Origin of the sequence: Aeromonas enteropelogenes, assembly GCF_000819845.1 — a bacterium.
In the GTDB taxonomy this organism is placed as follows: domain Bacteria; phylum Pseudomonadota; class Gammaproteobacteria; order Enterobacterales; family Aeromonadaceae; genus Aeromonas; species Aeromonas enteropelogenes.
Genome location: NZ_CDCG01000004.1, coordinates 102,838 through 118,859, shown reverse-complemented (window position 1 = coordinate 118,859; position 16,022 = coordinate 102,838). Strand labels below are relative to the sequence as shown.

Here is a 16,022-nt window from a genome sequence, read left to right as displayed (position 1 = left end):
GAGTCGTCAAAACGCGCACCCACAGTCCAAAAAAGGACCGTGTTATTAAAGTAAAACCATGATAACCAAGATGATTGGCTGTCTGGCAACCCCGCTGTCATAAGCATTACTGCTGTTAGACCGGTAGCTTTGCGTCCTGACTTTTCAGTTCAGTTTGCCCTTGTCCTGTGACAACCCTTTCAGGGATGAGGCGCCTGGAAGAGGCGAATCCATTCAGTGTCGGACACTAATGATATATTAGTGTTCAACACGACGAAAATTGTCAAAAGCTGTCACATAATAACTTCTTTAAATTGCATAGCAAGTAAGCATGCGGAAAAAAAACTTCCCACAGGAATCCCTTCCTGAACATAAATTATCCAAGAGTGCCTATTACTTCGACTCTTAAATCTTCGGGAACCTCATTATATGAGAGTACTTTGAGGCCTTTGGCGAAAGAACGAGCATATCTGGCCATTAATGGCCTCAATTGCGGCATGACTACCAATACGGGGGCATGACCCAGCTGCTGCAACTGCTCCTTCACCAACGGCATGTTTTGTTGCAACTGGCCAAGCAGCTGGGGATCGACCGGGAAGCTGTCCAGCTGGATCTTGCCCTGCTGCTGGGCCTGGTTCATGGCGGCCAGCAGGGTCTGCTCCAGCCGATCGTCAAGGGTGAAGGTTGCCAGCACGTCCCGCGCGCCGATCGACTGGCGGACGATCTGGCGTTTCAGGGCGCAGCGCACATCGGAGGCAAGCAGAACCGGATCCTTGGTCAGCTCGCTGGCGTCGAGCAGGGTGGTCGCTATGGTCCGGATATCGCACAGGCTGACCTGATCCTTGAGCAACTGGCGGAAAACCCGCAGCTGCTGCATCTGGGTCAGCGCCTGATTCAGCTCCTCGGCGAGACGGGGAGACTGGTTGGCCAGGAACTGGCCCAGCTTGCCCACCTCGTCATGACCAAACAGGGTATCGAGTTGCTCGCGCAGCAGCTTGCTGGCGTGGGTCGCGATCACGGTGGCCGAGTCCACCACCGAATAACCCAGGTTGAGGGCCTTGGCCTTCTGTTCCGGCGAGATCCAGACCGCACTCATGCCATAGGCAGGATCCTGGGTCAGCTCACCATCCAGAGAGCCATAGGTCTCACCGCTGCTGATGGCCATCAGTCGGTGGCAATCCACATTGCCCCCGGCCAGCGACACGCCGGAGAGCTTGATGCGGTATTGATCCGGCTGGAGCTGCAGGTTGTCCCGCACCCGGATCTCCGGCAGCAGGAAGCCATACTGCTCGGAGAGGGTCTTGCGAACGCCCCTCACCCGGGCCAGCAGCTCGGCCCCCTTGTCCTGCTCGGCCAGCGGCACCAGGCGATAGCCCAACTCGATGGCCACTGCATCCACGGTCGGCAGATCGCTCCAGTCCAGTACCTGCTGTTCAGGCTGGGTCAGCTGGCGGCTCAGTTCCTGGACGGCGTCCAGATCCGGTTGCTGCACACGGCGCTTGCTGACACTCCAGCCTGTCCAGGCCAGCACGGCGGCAAAGCTGAGGAAGGCCAGCATCGGCATGCCCGGCACCAGACCCAGGATCAGCATGATGGCGGCGGCGGTATAGATGACCCGGGGGGACGCCAGCACCTGCTGTCCCACCTGCTCCGACATCTCACCCTCATCGCTCACCCGGGTCACTATGATGGCGGCAGCCGTCGACATCAGCAGGGACGGGATCTGCGCCACCAGACCATCACCAATGGTCAGCAGGGCGAAGCGCTGGAACGCCTCTCCCACCGGCAGCGCATGCTGGAAGATACCGATGGCCAGACCGCCCACCAGGTTGATGATGAGTACCAGCAGGCCGGCGATGGCATCGCCGCGCACAAACTTGGAAGCACCGTCCATCGCACCGTAGAAGTCCGCCTCGCGGGCGATCTCCTCGCGGCGGATCCTGGCCTGATGCTGATCCAGAATGCCGGCATTGAGATCCGCATCGATGGCCATCTGCTTGCCGGGCATGGCATCCAGGGTGAAACGGGCCGACACCTCCGAGATCCGCTCGCCCCCCTTGGTGATCACCACGAAGTTGATGATCATCAGGATAACGAACACCACCAGACCGACCACATAGTTGCCGCCGATCACCACTTCACCGAAGGCCTGGATGACCTTACCGGCGGCATCTCCCCCCTCGTGGCCATGGAGCAGCACGACACGGGTAGAGGCCACGTTGAGGGACAGGCGCATCAGGGTCGCCACCAGCAGCACGGTCGGGAAGACCGAGAAGTCCAGCGGACGGCGGGCCGATACCGAGACCAGCAGCACCAGCACAGCCAACACTATGTTGAACGTGAACAGGGCGTCCAGCAGCCAGCCCGGCAGAGGCAGGATCATCATGGCCAGGATGGCCAACAGCATCAGCGGGATGGCTGTGTAGGATTGGGTCAAGATACGCCAGTTCAAAACTTACCTCTCAGGTTGACGTAATTCGGGCGGCACATGCAGGGGAGCAAGAGGCCTTGGCTTCTTGCCCTTGCCTGCCTGATAGGCCCGCAGCTGCAATACATGGTTCAATACATAGGCCACGGCGGTGAACAGGCCGGCCGGAACCTCCTGATCCACCCGGGTGGAGTAATAGATGGCCCGAGTCAGGTCCGGCAGGCTCATCACCGTCTTGTCGTGTTGTTTGGCCACTTCCCGGATCCGCGCCGCCATGCTGTCGACCCCCTTGGCAATCACGAAGGGGGCATTGGCCCTGGCGGGATCATATTTGATGGCGACCGCATAGTGGGTCGGGTTGACGATCACCACGTCGGCCTGGGGCACCCGCTGCTCGATGCGCGCGCGCGCCAGCATCCCCTGCACCTGACGGATCTTGGCCTTGATCTCGGGCCGCCCCTCGCTGTTGCGGTGTTCGTCCTTCACCTCCTGCTTGGTCATCCGCAACTGCTTGTTGAGGGACCAGCTCTGGTAGGGGACATCCAGCACCGCGATCAGCAGTTGCACACTGCCGAGCAGGATAAAGGCCTGGGAGAGGATCCGCAGTGCCTGCTCCATCGCCAGCTGGGGCGGCATCCGGTTCATCATCAACAAATGGGGCCACTGGTGTTCCAGCATCATGGCCAGGGTGCCGCCGATGAGCAGCATCTTGAGCAGGGATTTGACCAGCTCCATCAGGCTGTGATGAGAGAACATCCTGCCCAATCCTTTGATCGGGTTTAGCTTTTCGCCACTTGGCAGCAGTTTTTTCCAGGTCAGCACCAGGCCGCCAGGCACTATGCTGAGCAGGATCAGCATCAGGGCAAGAAACCCGAACAGCGGCAGCAGCACCCAGAGCATGTTCAGCAAAGCCTGTGCCAGCCACTCGGTCATCATCGCCGGGCTACGCTCCCCCTGCCAGTCGAAGCGAATGGGCTGACGCATCAGCTGTGCGAAAAACTGGCCAAAGGCAGGCACCATCCACTGCATGACCAGACCGCCAAGCAGCAGCAAGCCTGCCGAGCTCAGCTCCTTGGAGCGGGCGATCTGCCCCTCTTCCCGTGCTTTCTGCCGTTTCTGGCCGGAGGCCTCTTCGGTTTTGTCCTGGGCACTGCTCTGGCTCATGAGGGAGTCAACGCCTTCAGTTGTTCCAGTACATAGGTCACCAGATCAAGGTAACGGGCGGGGACGCCGCCAATGGAGAGCGCCATGGTCAGCAGCCCCAGCAACAGGGTCATGGGAAAGCCGAGCGAAAATATATTGAGAGAAGGGGCGGTACGGTTCATCACCCCGAAGGTGAGGTTGACCATCAACATGGCGACCACGGCGGGTAGCGTGAGAATGAGCGCCGCCCCGATCGACCAGCCAAGCAGGCCGACGACCCCCTTGATGTCGAGCAAATCCAGGGAAGAGCCGGGCGGCCAGCTGCGCAACCCCTGCACCAGAATATCCAGTGTCACCAGATGACCATTGAGCCCGAGGAACAGCAGGGTACAGAAGATCAGCATCAGCTGGCTGACGATGGGCGCCGTATCCCCGTTGCTGGGGTCATTCATCACCGCCATCGCCAACCCCATCTGCATGGAGAGGATCTGCCCCGCCATGGTCAGGATCATGAACAGCATCTGGACACAGAGTCCGAACAGCAGGCCAAACATCAGCTGCTCGATGGTCAGCACGATTGCCCCAGCACTGAAGGGATCTATCACCGGCAGGTCGTGCATCATGGGGGCCACCAGCAGGCTGAGAATAAAGGCGAGCAACAGACGCACCTGGGGCGGGACGCGGCCATCTCCGAAGAAGGGCATCACCCAGAAGGCGGTCGCGATGCGGATGAAGGGCCACCACCACTGCCCCAACCAAGCCGTCAGCTCGGCCGCACTGAGGGACAGCAGCGAGTTCATCCTATCAGCCCGGGGATCTTGAGGAAGAGTTCATGAAACAGAGTGGTGATCTGCGACAACAGCCAGTTGCCGGTAAACATCAGGGTCATCAGGGTCACGATGAAGCGGGGCAGGAAGCTGAGGGTCTGCTCCTGGATCTGGGTAGCGGCCTGAAAGATGCTGACCACCAGGCCGACGATAAGGCCGGGCACGATCAGCACAGACACCATGGTCACCACCAGATTGACGGCCCCGCCTACCAGGGCAACGCTCTGCTCCGCCGTCATCTCAACCCCCTCCCCCGAAACTGGCGGCCAGGGTGCCCACCGTCATGGACCAACCATCCACCAGAACGAATACCATCAGCTTGAATGGCAACGAGATGATGAGAGGAGAGAGCATCATCATCCCCATCGCCATCAGCACGCTGGCCACCACCAAATCGATCACCAGAAACGGAATAAACAGCATGAACCCGATCTGGAACGCCGTATTGAGTTCGCTGAGCACGAAGGCGGGTAGCAGTATGCTGAAGGGCACCTCGGATTTGGCCATCTTGGTCGGCTCACCGGCGATCCGCATCATCTGCTCCAGGTCCGGCTCGCGGGTCTGGGCCAGCATGAAGCGACGCAGTGGCTTCTCGGCGCGGGCGACCCCCTCAGACAGGGTGATCTCGTTCTGATCGAAGGGAACGAAGGCATCCTGGTAAATCTCGGTCCAGACCGGCCGCATGATGAGCAGGGTCAGGATCAGGCTGATGCCGATCAGCACCCGGTTCGGTGGACTCTGCTGCAGACCCAGCGCCTGACGCAAAATGGCCAGCACTATGATGATCCGGGTAAAGCTGGTCATCATCAGCAACAGCGTCGGCAACAACCCGAGCAGGGTCATGAAGAAGAGGATCTGCAACTTGATGTTGTAATCCTCCCCCCCGCTGGCGCTCGGCGAGACCGAGAACAGCGTCATGTCGGCACCCCATCCGGGCAGTGCAAACAGCAGCAGGGTCAGCGGCAGATAGCGCATCAGTCGTCGACGCCACCCAGCAGGTTGGTGTCGATTACGTCGACCAGGCGCAGGCCATACTTGCCGTTGACCACCACGACTTCGCCCTTGGCCAGCAGGCGGCCATTGACCCGCACATCCAGCGGTTCGCCCGCCAGCTTGTCCAGCTCAATCACGGCCCCTTCCTCGACTTTCATCAGATCCCCCAGCGGCACTTCGGTGCTGGCCACTTCCAGGGTGACCTTGACCGGGATCTGCCGGAAGAAGGAGAGATCCCGCTGCTTGCTGTTGCTGGTCGGCGCCATGTAATCCGCCGCGCTCGGCATGCTGATATCATCGCCAAACAGCTGATCCAGTCCATCCAGGTCCAACGGGTCATTCATTGTTTGCTCGCTCATGATTCGGTTTACTCCTCTACCACCGATGCAACCTGGTAGACCAGGCTGCCTTTATGTTCTGCAATCCGCCCGCTGAAACAGGGACGAGCACCAATCAGGGCCGGAACGACCTCGGGCAATTCCAGTGACAAGACATCTCCCACCTGGAGACACTCCAGATCGGCCAAAGTCATAGAGAGCTGCCCCATCACCACCCGCAGTTGCACGGGAACATGAGGCAGGACGCGGGACAGCTGCCCCTCCGGCAAGCTGGAAGTCGCCGGCTGCACCGATTCTTCGGCGGGCAACAGCCACATCTGCCATTCGTGCGCCATGTTGCCGGCCTGCATGGAGGCTCTGGTCACCAGCAACGGATGGGAAGGCAGCGCGTCCGGCTGTACTACGTTCAACTGCCACTTCAGATCTCCCAACCCCAGGCACGCGGACCAGATATCGGTCTGGTATTGGCACAGGCGCAGCAGCAGGCGTTGTTCGGTATCTGTCACCCCTCGCGTGGCTGACAGGGGAGTCTCTTCTTTTTGCGGTTGCAGGGTACCGCCAAAAAACAGCACCGCCAGGCGGTAGAGCACCTGATGGGAAATGGAGAAATAGACGATGCGTTTCGAATCCAGCGGCGTCTTCGCCTCGACCCAGATCAATGGCGCTGCGCCGCGGGCCGGCGCCTCGGCCGCAAACTCGCTGTACGCCAGCTCGCAGTCGGCACTGTTGAACAGCTGGGCCATGCAGCTCGCCGCCTGGAGCGAGAAAGTGCTCAAGGGGGCATTGACCTGTTTCAGCCGAGCCTGATTGACCCGCTCTATGCCCAGCAAATCATAACGAGGAAGGGCTCTCCCCTGCTCCGCACTGAGCAGGCGGGAAGGTGTGTGCGCTACGCCGCTTGATGTCATTGAAAATCCACCTTAACCATTTCATCTCGCTTCACAGATCCCGGCTCGTTCATCAAACCAGCCCACGATAGATACTTGTTCGTTCACGCGGATCATTACGACTAAAAAAAGTTGGAACTTTAATCGAAAGTTCAAAAATTCCGCTATGACAGGAGACAAATTTTTAAGCAATAAAAAATCCCGATGCCGCAGGCATCGGGATTGTCGTGACGCATCACGGGAATTGGGTCGGAGTCGGCCTGTAAGCCGGGTTCTGTACCGGGTTGCCCCGGTGGCAATCATTCCTCTAGGCCAGCAATCGCTCGCTGGCTCAAGCAACCTACCCGCCCCCAACGCGGGCCGCGCCAATGGGGGCCTATTTGGTCTTGCTTCGGGTGGAGTTTACCGTGCCACGAACTGTTGCCAGTCGCGCGGTGCGCTCTTACCGCACCCTTTCACCCTTACCTGATCCCTTGCGGGCCATCGGCGGTCTGCTCTCTGTTGCACTGGTCGTAGGCTCGCGCCCCCCAGGCGTTACCTGGCACCCTGCCCTGTGAAGCCCGGACTTTCCTCCCCTCCGCCCGTCTGTCCCGAGGGACACAACGACGAAGCAGCGACTGCCCGGCCAACTCCGAGGCGCGGATTATAGCCTCGTGACGGAGTCGGGTAAACCGGCAATTCCCGTTAACCGGAATTAATAGTGTTCGAGACCGTATTTGTAGAGGGCGTTCTTCTTCACCCCGTGGATCTCGGCGGTGAGGGCCGCCGCCTTCTTGAGCGGCAGCTCGGCCACCAGCAGCCCCAGGGTACGGATCGCCTCGGCCGGCAGTTCCTCTTCTTCTTTATTGGCACCTGCCACCACCAGCACGATTTCGCCACGGCAGCGGTTCTCGTCCTCGCCGAGCCAGGTCAGCATCTCGGAAGCAGGCAGGCCGTGGATCGACTCGAAGGTCTTGGTCAGCTCGCGGCACACCACCACCTGGCGTTCACCGAGGATACGGGCGATCGCCTCCACCGTGTCCTGCACCCGGCGCGGGGATTCGTAGAACACCAGGGAGCGGGTGTCTTCGATGACCGCCTGCAGCCGATCGTCACGCCCCTTGCTCTTGGCTGGCAGGAAACCCTCGAACGCGAAACGATCGGTAGGCAGGCCGGCGGCGCTCAGGGCCGTGATGGCGGCGCAGGGGCCAGGTAGCGGCACCACCTTGACACCCGCTTCGCGACAGCGGGTGACGAGATGGTAACCGGGGTCGCTGATAAGCGGGGTGCCGGCATCGGAGACGAGGGCGACGCTCTTGCCCTCCTTGATTCGACCGATCAGCACATCGGCCTTCTGCTGCTCGTTGTGGTCGTGCAGGGCGAAGGTCGGCACCGAGATCTGGTAGTGGCTGAGCAGGATGCCGGTATGGCGGGTATCTTCGGCGGCCACCAGATCGACACTGCGCAGGGTATCGAGGGCCCGCTGGGTGATATCCGCCAAATTGCCGATCGGGGTGGGGACTATATACAGGGTTGGGATGTCACTCATGGGATCTCCGAGTGCCCCGACAATTGTGTCGTCATATTGGCCCGTTTACACTAGGGGGAATTTCAACACTGGTCGGGGAATGAACTTGAACCGGGTTACAAAGCAGCTAAGTGTATCACGACTCTTCGGCATCATACTCGCGGCAGTCCTGCTTGCCGCCTGTGCGTCGGAGCCCAATCAATCTTCCGGACAGCCGGGCATGCCGTCCGCCTTCTCGGAAATCACCAAGAACGCCCAGTGGTATCTGGAGCAGGTGGACCCGGCCAAGCCGGCGGAAGCCTTCACCTGGCAGATGCTGGCGGCGCGCAGCTATCTGGCGCTCGGCCAGAGCAAGCCAGCTGCAGCCCTGTTCCAGCAGTTGCAGAAACAGGCGCAGAGTCCAGAGCAGAAGGCGCAGCTGCAACTGCTGCAGGCTCATCTGTTGCTGGCCCAAGGGCACGCCAATCAGGCGCTGATCCTGCTTGAAGGCAAGCCGGATGTCGCGCTGGATGCCGATACCCAGAAGAACTGGTATCGCCAGCGAGTCGTGCTGCAACTGGACATCAACAACAAGTTTGGTGCCGCCAAGTCTCTCATCGCCATGGAGCCCTACCTGGCCCAGAGCGAGCTGACCACCAACCACCAGCAGATCTGGTCGCTGCTGAAAAGCATGACCCCCTCCACCCTGCAGGCGCTGGAAGAGGCCCCGGCCCCCGACGTGACCACAGGCTGGCTGCGACTGGCGGCCCTGGTCAACGAATTTGGCGCCCAGCCGAACCTGCTGGCCCGCCAGCTGGATGGGTGGAAGCGTGACTTCCCGAACCACCCTGCCCAGAGTGACATGCCCGCCGGCCTTGGCGATCTGGCCTCCACCAGTGGCACCACCGTGCAGCAAATTGCGGTGCTGCTCCCCCTCTCCGGCAATCTGGAGCCGCAAGGGGCTGCCATTCGCAACGGCATGCTGATGTCCTACAAGGAGAACCAGGGTCAGTTCAGCCTGAACTTCTACGACACCCAGCTCAAATCGACCGCAGAGCTCTACAAGCAGGCGCTCCAGGAAGGGGCGGACATGATCATAGGTCCGCTGCTCAAAGACAGGGTCGGGGAACTGCTCAAGGCCAACCCGACCGTGCCCGTGCTGGCGCTCAACGAGCTGGATCAGCCAATCGTCAATGACAGCACCTACTACTTCTCCCTCTCGGCTGCTGCCGATGCCGCCCAGGCCGCCCAGTACCTCTATGGCCAGGGCTACCGCAAGCCGTTGCTGATCGCCGCCCAAGGGCGGATCGGCTACAGCAGCATCAAGGCGTTCGAGCAGACCTGGGCCACCCTGAGCCAGGACAAGCCCGTGGTCGCCACCTTTGGCGCCCGCAACGAGGTGCAGGGCATGGTGAAAAACGCCCTGAGCGGCCGTTCCACCGCCCGCGCCGGCGAAGTGGTGCAGCTCTCCGATGCGGCCCCGCGCAGCATCGATGCCGTCTATGTTGTGGCCAACAGCCTGGAAACCCGGATGATCAAGCCCTACGTGGACATCTCGGTCAATCCGATGGGCAGCCTGCCCATCTATACCGGTTCCCGTGGCTATGACAGCGCCGCCACCGAGGTCGCCTCCGAACTCAACGGCCTGCATATCGGCGAGATGCCGCTGCTGCTGGGCGGTTTCGAGAAGGAACGCGAGCAGATCGCCCTGCTCTGGCCACAGACCCAGGGAGACCTGCTGCGCCTGTTTGCCATGGGCTATGATGCCATCAGCCTGGCTGAAAACCTGCCGCAAATGCGCAAGCTCGGCACCATGCAGCAAGCGGGCATGAGCGGCCAGCTGAGCGTGGATGCCAAGGGCAACATCATCAGAACGCTGAACTGGGGCACTTACCGGAATGGCAAGCTGGTCGATGACAACGCAGCCCCGCAACTGGAGGCCCCTTCCAATGAAGAGAGCATTGGCGTGGATGAACCAGCAGTGGCAGAACCTGTTCCCGTCAGCGACGAGCAAGGGACAGTACTTTGAACAGCAGGCCGAGCGCTGGCTGACCGCGCGCGGCCTGCAACTTGCCGCACGCAACTACCGCTGCCGTGGCGGCGAGATCGATCTCATCATGCACCAGGGCCAGACCCTGGTGTTTGTTGAGGTAAGATACCGCGCCACCACCAGCCATGGCGGGGCCGCCAGCTCGGTCACCCGCACCAAGCAACAGAAGATCAAGCTGGCCGCGCGCCACTATTTGAAGCAACATGCCATCAACGAGGCCAACCAGGCCTGCCGATTCGATGTGATTGCGTTTGAGGGCGACCAGCCCGACTGGTTCCAGAACGCATTTTAAGAGGACCCTATGACTGACCGCATCAAAGAGAACTACACCGAAAGCATCCAGACCAAGATTGCCGCCGCCGAGGCGCTGCCGGATGCCATCCATACGGCAGCTCAGATGATCACCATCTGTCTGCTCAATGGCCACAAGGTGCTGGCATGCGGTAATGGTCCCTCTGCCGCCCTGGCCCAGCTGTTTATCTCAGAGCTGGTCAACTGCTACGAAACCCAGCGCCCTTCCCTGCCTGGCATGGCGCTCACCCCCGACATGGCCACCATCAGCGCCATCGCGACCGACCACGGCTTCGAAGAGGTGTATGCCAAGCAGATCCGCGCCCTGGGCCAACCGGGCGACATCCTGGTCGCCATCACCACCTCGGGCCACAGTCGCAGCCTGATCAAGGCTGCCGAAGCCGCCCTGTCACGGGACATGACCATAGTGGTGCTGAGCGGGGGCGATGGCGGCGAGATGGCCGGCCTGCTGGGGCCGAATGACGTGGAGATCCGGGTGCCATCAGCCCGCCGTCCTCGCATTCTGGAGGTGAACCTGTTGACCCTGCACTGCCTGTGTGATCTCATCGACCAGACTCTTTTCCCGCAACAGGAAGATTGAAACCATGAACAAGAAGCTCCTCATGCTGGGTCTGCTGACCGGCTCCCTGCTGCTGCAAGGTTGCGCTGCCGTTGTCGTCGGTGGTGCCGCGGGTACCGCCAAGGTGTCCGGCGACCGGCGCACCCTGGGTGCCCAGTGGGATGATCAGACCATAGAGCTGAAAGCGGCCAACCTGCTGGCTGACAACAAACCTCTGAGCGCAGCCAGCAAGATCAGCGTCTATAGCAACAATGCCCGGGTGCTGCTGGTTGGTCAGACTCCTTCCGAAGCCTACAAGCTGGAAGCCGGCAAGATCGTCGGGCGCATTGACGGCGTTCGCCATGTCTACAACGAACTGCGTCTGGGTGAGCCCGCCAGCTTCACTACCCGCAGCAACGACTCCTGGATCACCTCCAAGGTGAAGGCCGACATGTTTGCCGCCAAAAACTTCGACAGCGCCAAGGTCAAGGTAGTCACCGAGAATGGCGAGGTGTTCCTCATCGGTCTGGTGACCCGCGAGGAGGGAGAGCAGGCGGTCAATATCGCCCGTCATGTCAGCGGCGTGAAGCGCGTCATCAAGGCATTCGAATACGCCCAGAACTGATATCCGCGCCCATAAAAAAACGCAGCCAGTTGGCTGCGTTTTTTTATTTGATGACTTTCAGGGTCGGCTTGCCGCTCGGGCGTGGCGGCTCTGGGTCCGGCTCTACCGGCTCCTCTGCCTGCTCCAGCCAGAGATCATAGCCAGGTTCCGGCGGGAACAGGGTTCCTACGCCGTTTTCCCGGGCATGAATGGCCAGTACCGCCGCCATCGGGATGTAGACCTGCTGGGCTACGCCACCGAAGCGGGCACTGAAGCTGATGGCATCATTATCCATGTGGAACTGCATCACGGCACGAGGCGCAATGTTCAATACAATCTGGCCATCCTGGGCAAACTGCATCGGCACCATCACATGGGGAATATTGACGTTGACCACCAGATGGGGGGTCAAATCGTTGTCCAGCAACCAGTCATAAAACGCCCGCAACAGGTACGGGCGGCTCGGCGTCATTGTCGGTTCCATGCTCATACGCCGGCACGGATCTCGCGCTCGGCTTCAGTCAGGGAGGCCTGGAAGGACTCACGCTCGAACAGGCGGACCATGTAAGCTTTCAGCTCCTTGGCGCCACGACCGGTCAGATCGATACCCAGGCTTGGCAGACGCCACAGCAGCGGGGCCATGTAGCAATCCACCAGACCAAACTCTTCGCTCATGAAATAGGGCATTTCACCGAAGATCGGCGCGATGGCCAGCAGGTTGTCCCGCAGCTCGTTGCGCGCAGCGTCAGCATCGGTACCGGCCATGATCTTGTCGGCCAGAGAGTACCAGTCCAGCTCGATGCGGTGCATCATCAGACGGCTGTTACCGCGGGCAACCGGGTAGACGGGCATCAAGGGCGGATGCGGGAAACGCTCGTCCAGATACTCCATGATGATGCGCGAGGTATAGAGCGCCAGCTCACGGTCTACCAGAGTCGGTACTGAGTTGTACGGGTTCAGCTCGGCCAGCTCATCCGGCAGATTGTTTGGGTCAACCTGGCAAATATCCACGCTAACACCCTTCTCCGCCAGGACAATACGCACCTGATGGCTGAACATATCGTTGGCACCGGAAAACAGCGTCATAACCGAACGCTTATTGGCAGCTACAGCCATTGAACCCTCCCCTCATTTAAAAGCAGAAACGGCAATGAAGCATCTTGGACTTCATTGCCGTGCATTATATTACCCGTATCTGGTCGCTTAGTGAACGTCGCGCCAGAATTCCTTCTTCAACAGCACAGTGAAGATGAAGAAGATTACGATGAATCCAAGCACCCAGAAGCCCATGCGTTCACGCTCCTGTTGTACCGGTTCAGCCGAGTAGACCAAGAAGTTTACCAGATCCAGCACCGTCTGATCATACTCTTCGTTATCCATTTCACCATTGCCGTCAGATTTGATGCTGACAACCTGCTGGGTTTCGACGCCATCGACAGTATGTGTCGTAAACTCGGCGCGCGGTGTGCCCTGCAGCGGCTCCAGCACATGGGGCATGCCCACGGACGGGAAAACTGCGTTGTTCACCCCGAACGGACGGGTCGGATCGACGTAGAAGGAGCGCAGATAGGTGTAAATCCAGTCTGCCCCGCGAACACGGGCCACCAACGTCAGATCGGGGGGCGGCGCACCAAACCACTTGGCTGCATCCTTCTCGGACATGGCGCTCTTCATCAGATCACCGACCTTGGCATCGGTAAAGATGAGGTTGGCTTTCATCAGATCCTCGGGGATCTCGAGATCCGCGGCAACCCGGTTGTAACGCTGGTACTGGGTAGAGTGGCACCCGGCACAGTAGTTCATGAAGGTGGCGGCACCACGCTGCAACGAGGCCTTGTCATCCAGTTCGTAATGGGCCTTGTCCAGCGGGAAATTGCCCCCTGCCGCGACCGCCAGGCAGGGTAACAGGGCCAGCACTGCAAATATTATTTTTTTCATTTGAATGTCACCCTTTCCGGCAGCGGCTTGGTTTGTTCGTTTTTGCTGTAGAAGAACAACAGGACGAAGAACCCGAAGTAACCCAGGGTACAGATCTGGGCAACCAGTGTCAGAGTCGGAGTCGACGGCAGCACACCCAGTACACCCAGGATAATGAAGCAGACCACGAACTGGGCAATGTTCAGCTTGTGCAGCTTGCTGCGGTAACGCACCGAGCGCACCTTGCAGCGATCCAGCCAGGGCAACAGGAACAGTACCACGATGGAAAGACCCATCATGATGACCCCGAACAGCTTGTCAGGAACCGCACGCAGAATGGCGTAGAAGGGGGTGAAATACCACACCGGAGCGATATGCGCCGGGGTCTTCAGACCATTCGCCACTTCAAAGTTCGGCTTCTCGAGGAAGTAACCCCACATATCCGGCTTGAAGAAGATGATGGCGCAGAAGAAGAACAGGAATCCCGCGACACCGATCATGTCCTTGACGGTGAAGTAGGGGTGGAACGCCACCGCATCCAGCGGCCAACCGTTGGCATCCTTGTGCTTCTTGATGTCGATGCCATCCGGGTTGTTGGAACCCACTTCGTGCAACGCCAGGATGTGCATCGCCACCAACATCACCAGTACCAGCGGCAAGGCGATGACGTGCAGCGCAAAGAAGCGGTTCAGGGTGGCACCTGAGATGACGTAGTCACCACGGATCCACAGGGTCAGGTCGTCGCCGATGACCGGAATGGCACCAAACAGCGAGATGATGACCTGAGCCCCCCAGAAGGACATCTGGCCCCACGGCAGCAGATAGCCCATGAAGGCTTCGGCCATCAGTACCAGGAAGATCAGCATGCCGAAGATCCACAGCAGCTCGCGCGGCTTCTGGTAGGAGCCGTAGATCATGCCACGGAACATGTGCAGATAGACTACCACGAAGAAGGCGGAAGCCCCGGTGGAGTGCATGTAACGCAGCAACCAGCCATATTCCACATCCCGCATGATGTACTCAACGGAGGCAAAAGCACCTTCCGCCGAGGGGTTGTAGTTCATGGTCAGCCAGATGCCGGTGATGATCTGGTTGACCAGCACCAACATGGCGAGGGAGCCGAAGAAGTACCAGAAGTTCAGGTTCTTCGGTGCCGGGTACTTGGCCATGTGATCGTTGTACATGGCAGTGAGCGGGAATCGATAGTCGATCCAGCCCATCAGTTTACTCAACATGATCAGGCCTCCTTGCCATCGGCACCGACCAGGATGGTGGTGTCATTAATGAATTGATAGGGCGGCACGACCAGGTTGAGCGGTGCGGGCACCCCCTGGAACACACGACCGGCCATATCGAACTTGGAGCCGTGGCACGGGCAGAAGAACCCGGAGGTGACGCCCTGTACCTGTTCGCCAAAGCTGTCAGGCAAGTAGGTCGGTGAGCAGCCGAGGTGAGTACAGATACCGACAGCCACGAAGATCTCGGGTTTGATGGATCTGTAACCGTTGTGGGCATAATCGGGCTGCTGAGGTTCATCAGAAGCGGGATCGCGCAACTTGTCATCATGAGCAGCCAGGGCATCCAGCGTCTGCTTGGTGCGATTGACCACCCAGACCGGCTTGCCACGCCACTCGACACGGATGAGCTGGCCCGGTTCCAACTTGCTGATATCGACTTCGACCGGAGCACCGGCGGCTTTTGCCTTGGCACTCGGGTTCCATGATTTTATAAACGGCACTGCGGTAAAAGCAGCTCCTACCCCACCAACGGCAACCGTTGACCAGGTAAGAAATCTGCGGCGACCGGTATCAACTGGCGCATTGCTCATCCAAAAACTCTCCCATGTGGACTCCGCGCATTCTTATAGTGTCCCTGTTCCCCATTTCTCCGTGACAACAGCGGCGGAAGCTGGAGTTACAATTGCCACAGAAAACAGGGGAAATTTTAAAGAAAAGATAACAACTTGACAAGAAAGAGCGGTGAGCAATGAAAACAATAAAGAAACAATTTTTTGTCTTTTGTGACCTGTGGTTAGCATTGATATCGGTAATATTACCAATAAAAAAAGCCTGGCAATCGCCAGGCTTTTTTGACACTCGAAAGAGTGAGTACCAGAAGCGAATTAACGCTTGGAGTACTGCGGACGCTTACGAGCTTTGTGCAGACCAACTTTCTTACGCTCAACCTTACGGGCATCACGAGTAACAAAGCCAGCTTTACGCAGTTCGGAACGCAGGGTTTCGTCGTACTGCATCAGAGCACGAGTGATACCGTGGCGGATCGCACCAGCTTGACCGGAGATGCCACCACCGTTAACGGTGATGTACAGATCCAGTTTCTCGGTCATCTCAACCAGTTCCAGCGGCTGACGAACTACCATGCGGGCAGTCGGACGGCCGAAGTACTGCTCCAGGGAGCGCTGGTTGATTACGATCTTACCGCTGCCCGCTTTGATGAATACGCGAGCAGTGGAGCTTTTGCGACGGCCGGTACCGTAGTATTGATTTTCTGCCATGTTGC

The 16,022-nt window shown here is 59.3% G+C and carries 18 protein-coding genes, 1 other RNA gene and 1 riboswitch; of the genes, 4 read left to right on the top strand and 15 right to left on the bottom strand.

The features are described 5' to 3' along the window. Positions 1–81: 81 nt before the first annotated feature. A riboswitch (cyclic di-GMP riboswitch) is annotated at positions 82–169 on the bottom strand. Between the two features lie 186 nt (positions 170–355). The 9 genes from lfhA to rsmI form a co-directional block, all read right to left on the bottom strand. Beyond that, the gene (gene lfhA / locus BN1123_RS01815) at positions 356–2,431 is read right to left on the bottom strand and encodes a lateral flagellar biosynthesis protein LfhA (protein ID WP_042025055.1); all 2,076 of its coding nucleotides are present in this window, start codon (positions 2,429–2,431) and stop codon (positions 356–358) included. A gap of 3 nt (positions 2,432–2,434) precedes the next feature. Then, complete coding sequence (flhB, locus tag BN1123_RS01810) at positions 2,435–3,571, bottom strand: flagellar biosynthesis protein FlhB (protein ID WP_042025054.1); 1,137 nt, start codon at positions 3,569–3,571, stop codon at positions 2,435–2,437. Further along, entirely contained in the window at positions 3,568–4,350 is a 783-nt protein-coding gene (gene lfiR / locus BN1123_RS01805) for a lateral flagellar biosynthetic protein LfiR (RefSeq protein WP_026456146.1), read from the bottom strand. The genes flhB and lfiR overlap by 4 nt, the downstream gene beginning before the upstream one ends. Next, positions 4,347–4,616, bottom strand: coding sequence for a flagellar biosynthesis protein FliQ (gene fliQ / locus BN1123_RS01800; protein WP_042025053.1), 270 nt, complete (start codon positions 4,614–4,616; stop codon positions 4,347–4,349). The genes lfiR and fliQ overlap by 4 nt, the downstream gene beginning before the upstream one ends. A gap of 1 nt (position 4,617) precedes the next feature. Beyond that, positions 4,618–5,352: a flagellar type III secretion system pore protein FliP gene (gene fliP / locus BN1123_RS01795; protein ID WP_042025052.1), complete on the bottom strand. Its 735-nt coding sequence runs from the start codon at positions 5,350–5,352 to the stop codon at positions 4,618–4,620. Next, positions 5,352–5,729, bottom strand: a complete 378-nt coding sequence (gene lfiN, locus BN1123_RS01790) for a lateral flagellar motor switch protein LfiN (RefSeq protein WP_026456147.1) — start codon at positions 5,727–5,729, stop codon at positions 5,352–5,354. Before lfiN ends, fliP begins: the two co-directional genes overlap by 1 nt. Positions 5,730–5,737: 8 nt before the next feature. Further along, positions 5,738–6,616, bottom strand: coding sequence for a lateral flagellar motor switch protein LfiM (lfiM, locus tag BN1123_RS01785; protein WP_026456148.1), 879 nt, complete (start codon positions 6,614–6,616; stop codon positions 5,738–5,740). Between the two features lie 226 nt (positions 6,617–6,842). Then, positions 6,843–7,228, bottom strand: an RNA gene (gene rnpB / locus BN1123_RS20430) — RNase P RNA component class A. Positions 7,229–7,289: 61 nt separating this feature from the next. Continuing rightward, positions 7,290–8,123, bottom strand: coding sequence for a 16S rRNA (cytidine(1402)-2'-O)-methyltransferase (gene rsmI / locus BN1123_RS01780; protein ID WP_041210140.1), 834 nt, complete (start codon positions 8,121–8,123; stop codon positions 7,290–7,292). Between the two features lie 199 nt (positions 8,124–8,322). Here rsmI and BN1123_RS01775 point away from each other — a divergent pair, with 199 nt between their 5' ends. From BN1123_RS01775 to dolP, 4 genes are read left to right on the top strand one after another with little or no spacing between them, the layout of a single operon-like run. Continuing rightward, entirely contained in the window at positions 8,323–10,110 is a 1,788-nt protein-coding gene (locus tag BN1123_RS01775) for a penicillin-binding protein activator (RefSeq protein ID WP_042025051.1), read from the top strand. Beyond that, positions 10,052–10,423 (top strand): YraN family protein, encoded by a 372-nt coding sequence (locus tag BN1123_RS01770; protein ID WP_026456150.1) that lies wholly within the window; start codon positions 10,052–10,054, stop codon positions 10,421–10,423. The genes BN1123_RS01775 and BN1123_RS01770 overlap by 59 nt, the downstream gene beginning before the upstream one ends. Positions 10,424–10,432: 9 nt before the next feature. Further along, the gene (locus tag BN1123_RS01765) at positions 10,433–11,023 is read left to right on the top strand and encodes a D-sedoheptulose-7-phosphate isomerase (protein WP_026456151.1); all 591 of its coding nucleotides are present in this window, start codon (positions 10,433–10,435) and stop codon (positions 11,021–11,023) included. Positions 11,024–11,027: 4 nt separating this feature from the next. Beyond that, positions 11,028–11,606 (top strand): division/outer membrane stress-associated lipid-binding lipoprotein, encoded by a 579-nt coding sequence (gene dolP / locus BN1123_RS01760; RefSeq protein ID WP_026456152.1) that lies wholly within the window; start codon positions 11,028–11,030, stop codon positions 11,604–11,606. Positions 11,607–11,649: 43 nt separating this feature from the next. Here the strand turns inward: dolP and BN1123_RS01755 are convergent, their stop codons facing one another. From BN1123_RS01755 to rpsI, 6 genes are all read right to left on the bottom strand, one after another. Then, positions 11,650–12,075: a ClpXP protease specificity-enhancing factor gene (locus BN1123_RS01755; RefSeq protein WP_042025050.1), complete on the bottom strand. Its 426-nt coding sequence runs from the start codon at positions 12,073–12,075 to the stop codon at positions 11,650–11,652. Continuing rightward, positions 12,072–12,701: a stringent starvation protein SspA gene (gene sspA / locus BN1123_RS01750; protein WP_026456153.1), complete on the bottom strand. Its 630-nt coding sequence runs from the start codon at positions 12,699–12,701 to the stop codon at positions 12,072–12,074. The genes BN1123_RS01755 and sspA overlap by 4 nt, the downstream gene beginning before the upstream one ends. A gap of 87 nt (positions 12,702–12,788) precedes the next feature. Beyond that, positions 12,789–13,523, bottom strand: coding sequence for a cytochrome c1 (locus BN1123_RS01745; RefSeq protein WP_042025049.1), 735 nt, complete (start codon positions 13,521–13,523; stop codon positions 12,789–12,791). Beyond that, positions 13,520–14,737 (bottom strand): cytochrome b, encoded by a 1,218-nt coding sequence (locus tag BN1123_RS01740; protein WP_026456155.1) that lies wholly within the window; start codon positions 14,735–14,737, stop codon positions 13,520–13,522. The genes BN1123_RS01745 and BN1123_RS01740 overlap by 4 nt, the downstream gene beginning before the upstream one ends. Before the next feature lie 2 nt (positions 14,738–14,739). Continuing rightward, positions 14,740–15,330 carry a ubiquinol-cytochrome c reductase iron-sulfur subunit gene (petA, locus tag BN1123_RS01735; RefSeq protein ID WP_042025048.1) on the bottom strand — a complete coding sequence of 197 codons (591 nt, stop codon included), beginning with the start codon at positions 15,328–15,330 and terminating at the stop codon, positions 14,740–14,742. A 294-nt stretch (positions 15,331–15,624) separates the two neighbouring features. Then, positions 15,625–16,017, bottom strand: coding sequence for a 30S ribosomal protein S9 (rpsI, locus tag BN1123_RS01730; protein WP_005336286.1), 393 nt, complete (start codon positions 16,015–16,017; stop codon positions 15,625–15,627). Positions 16,018–16,022 lie beyond the last annotated feature (5 nt).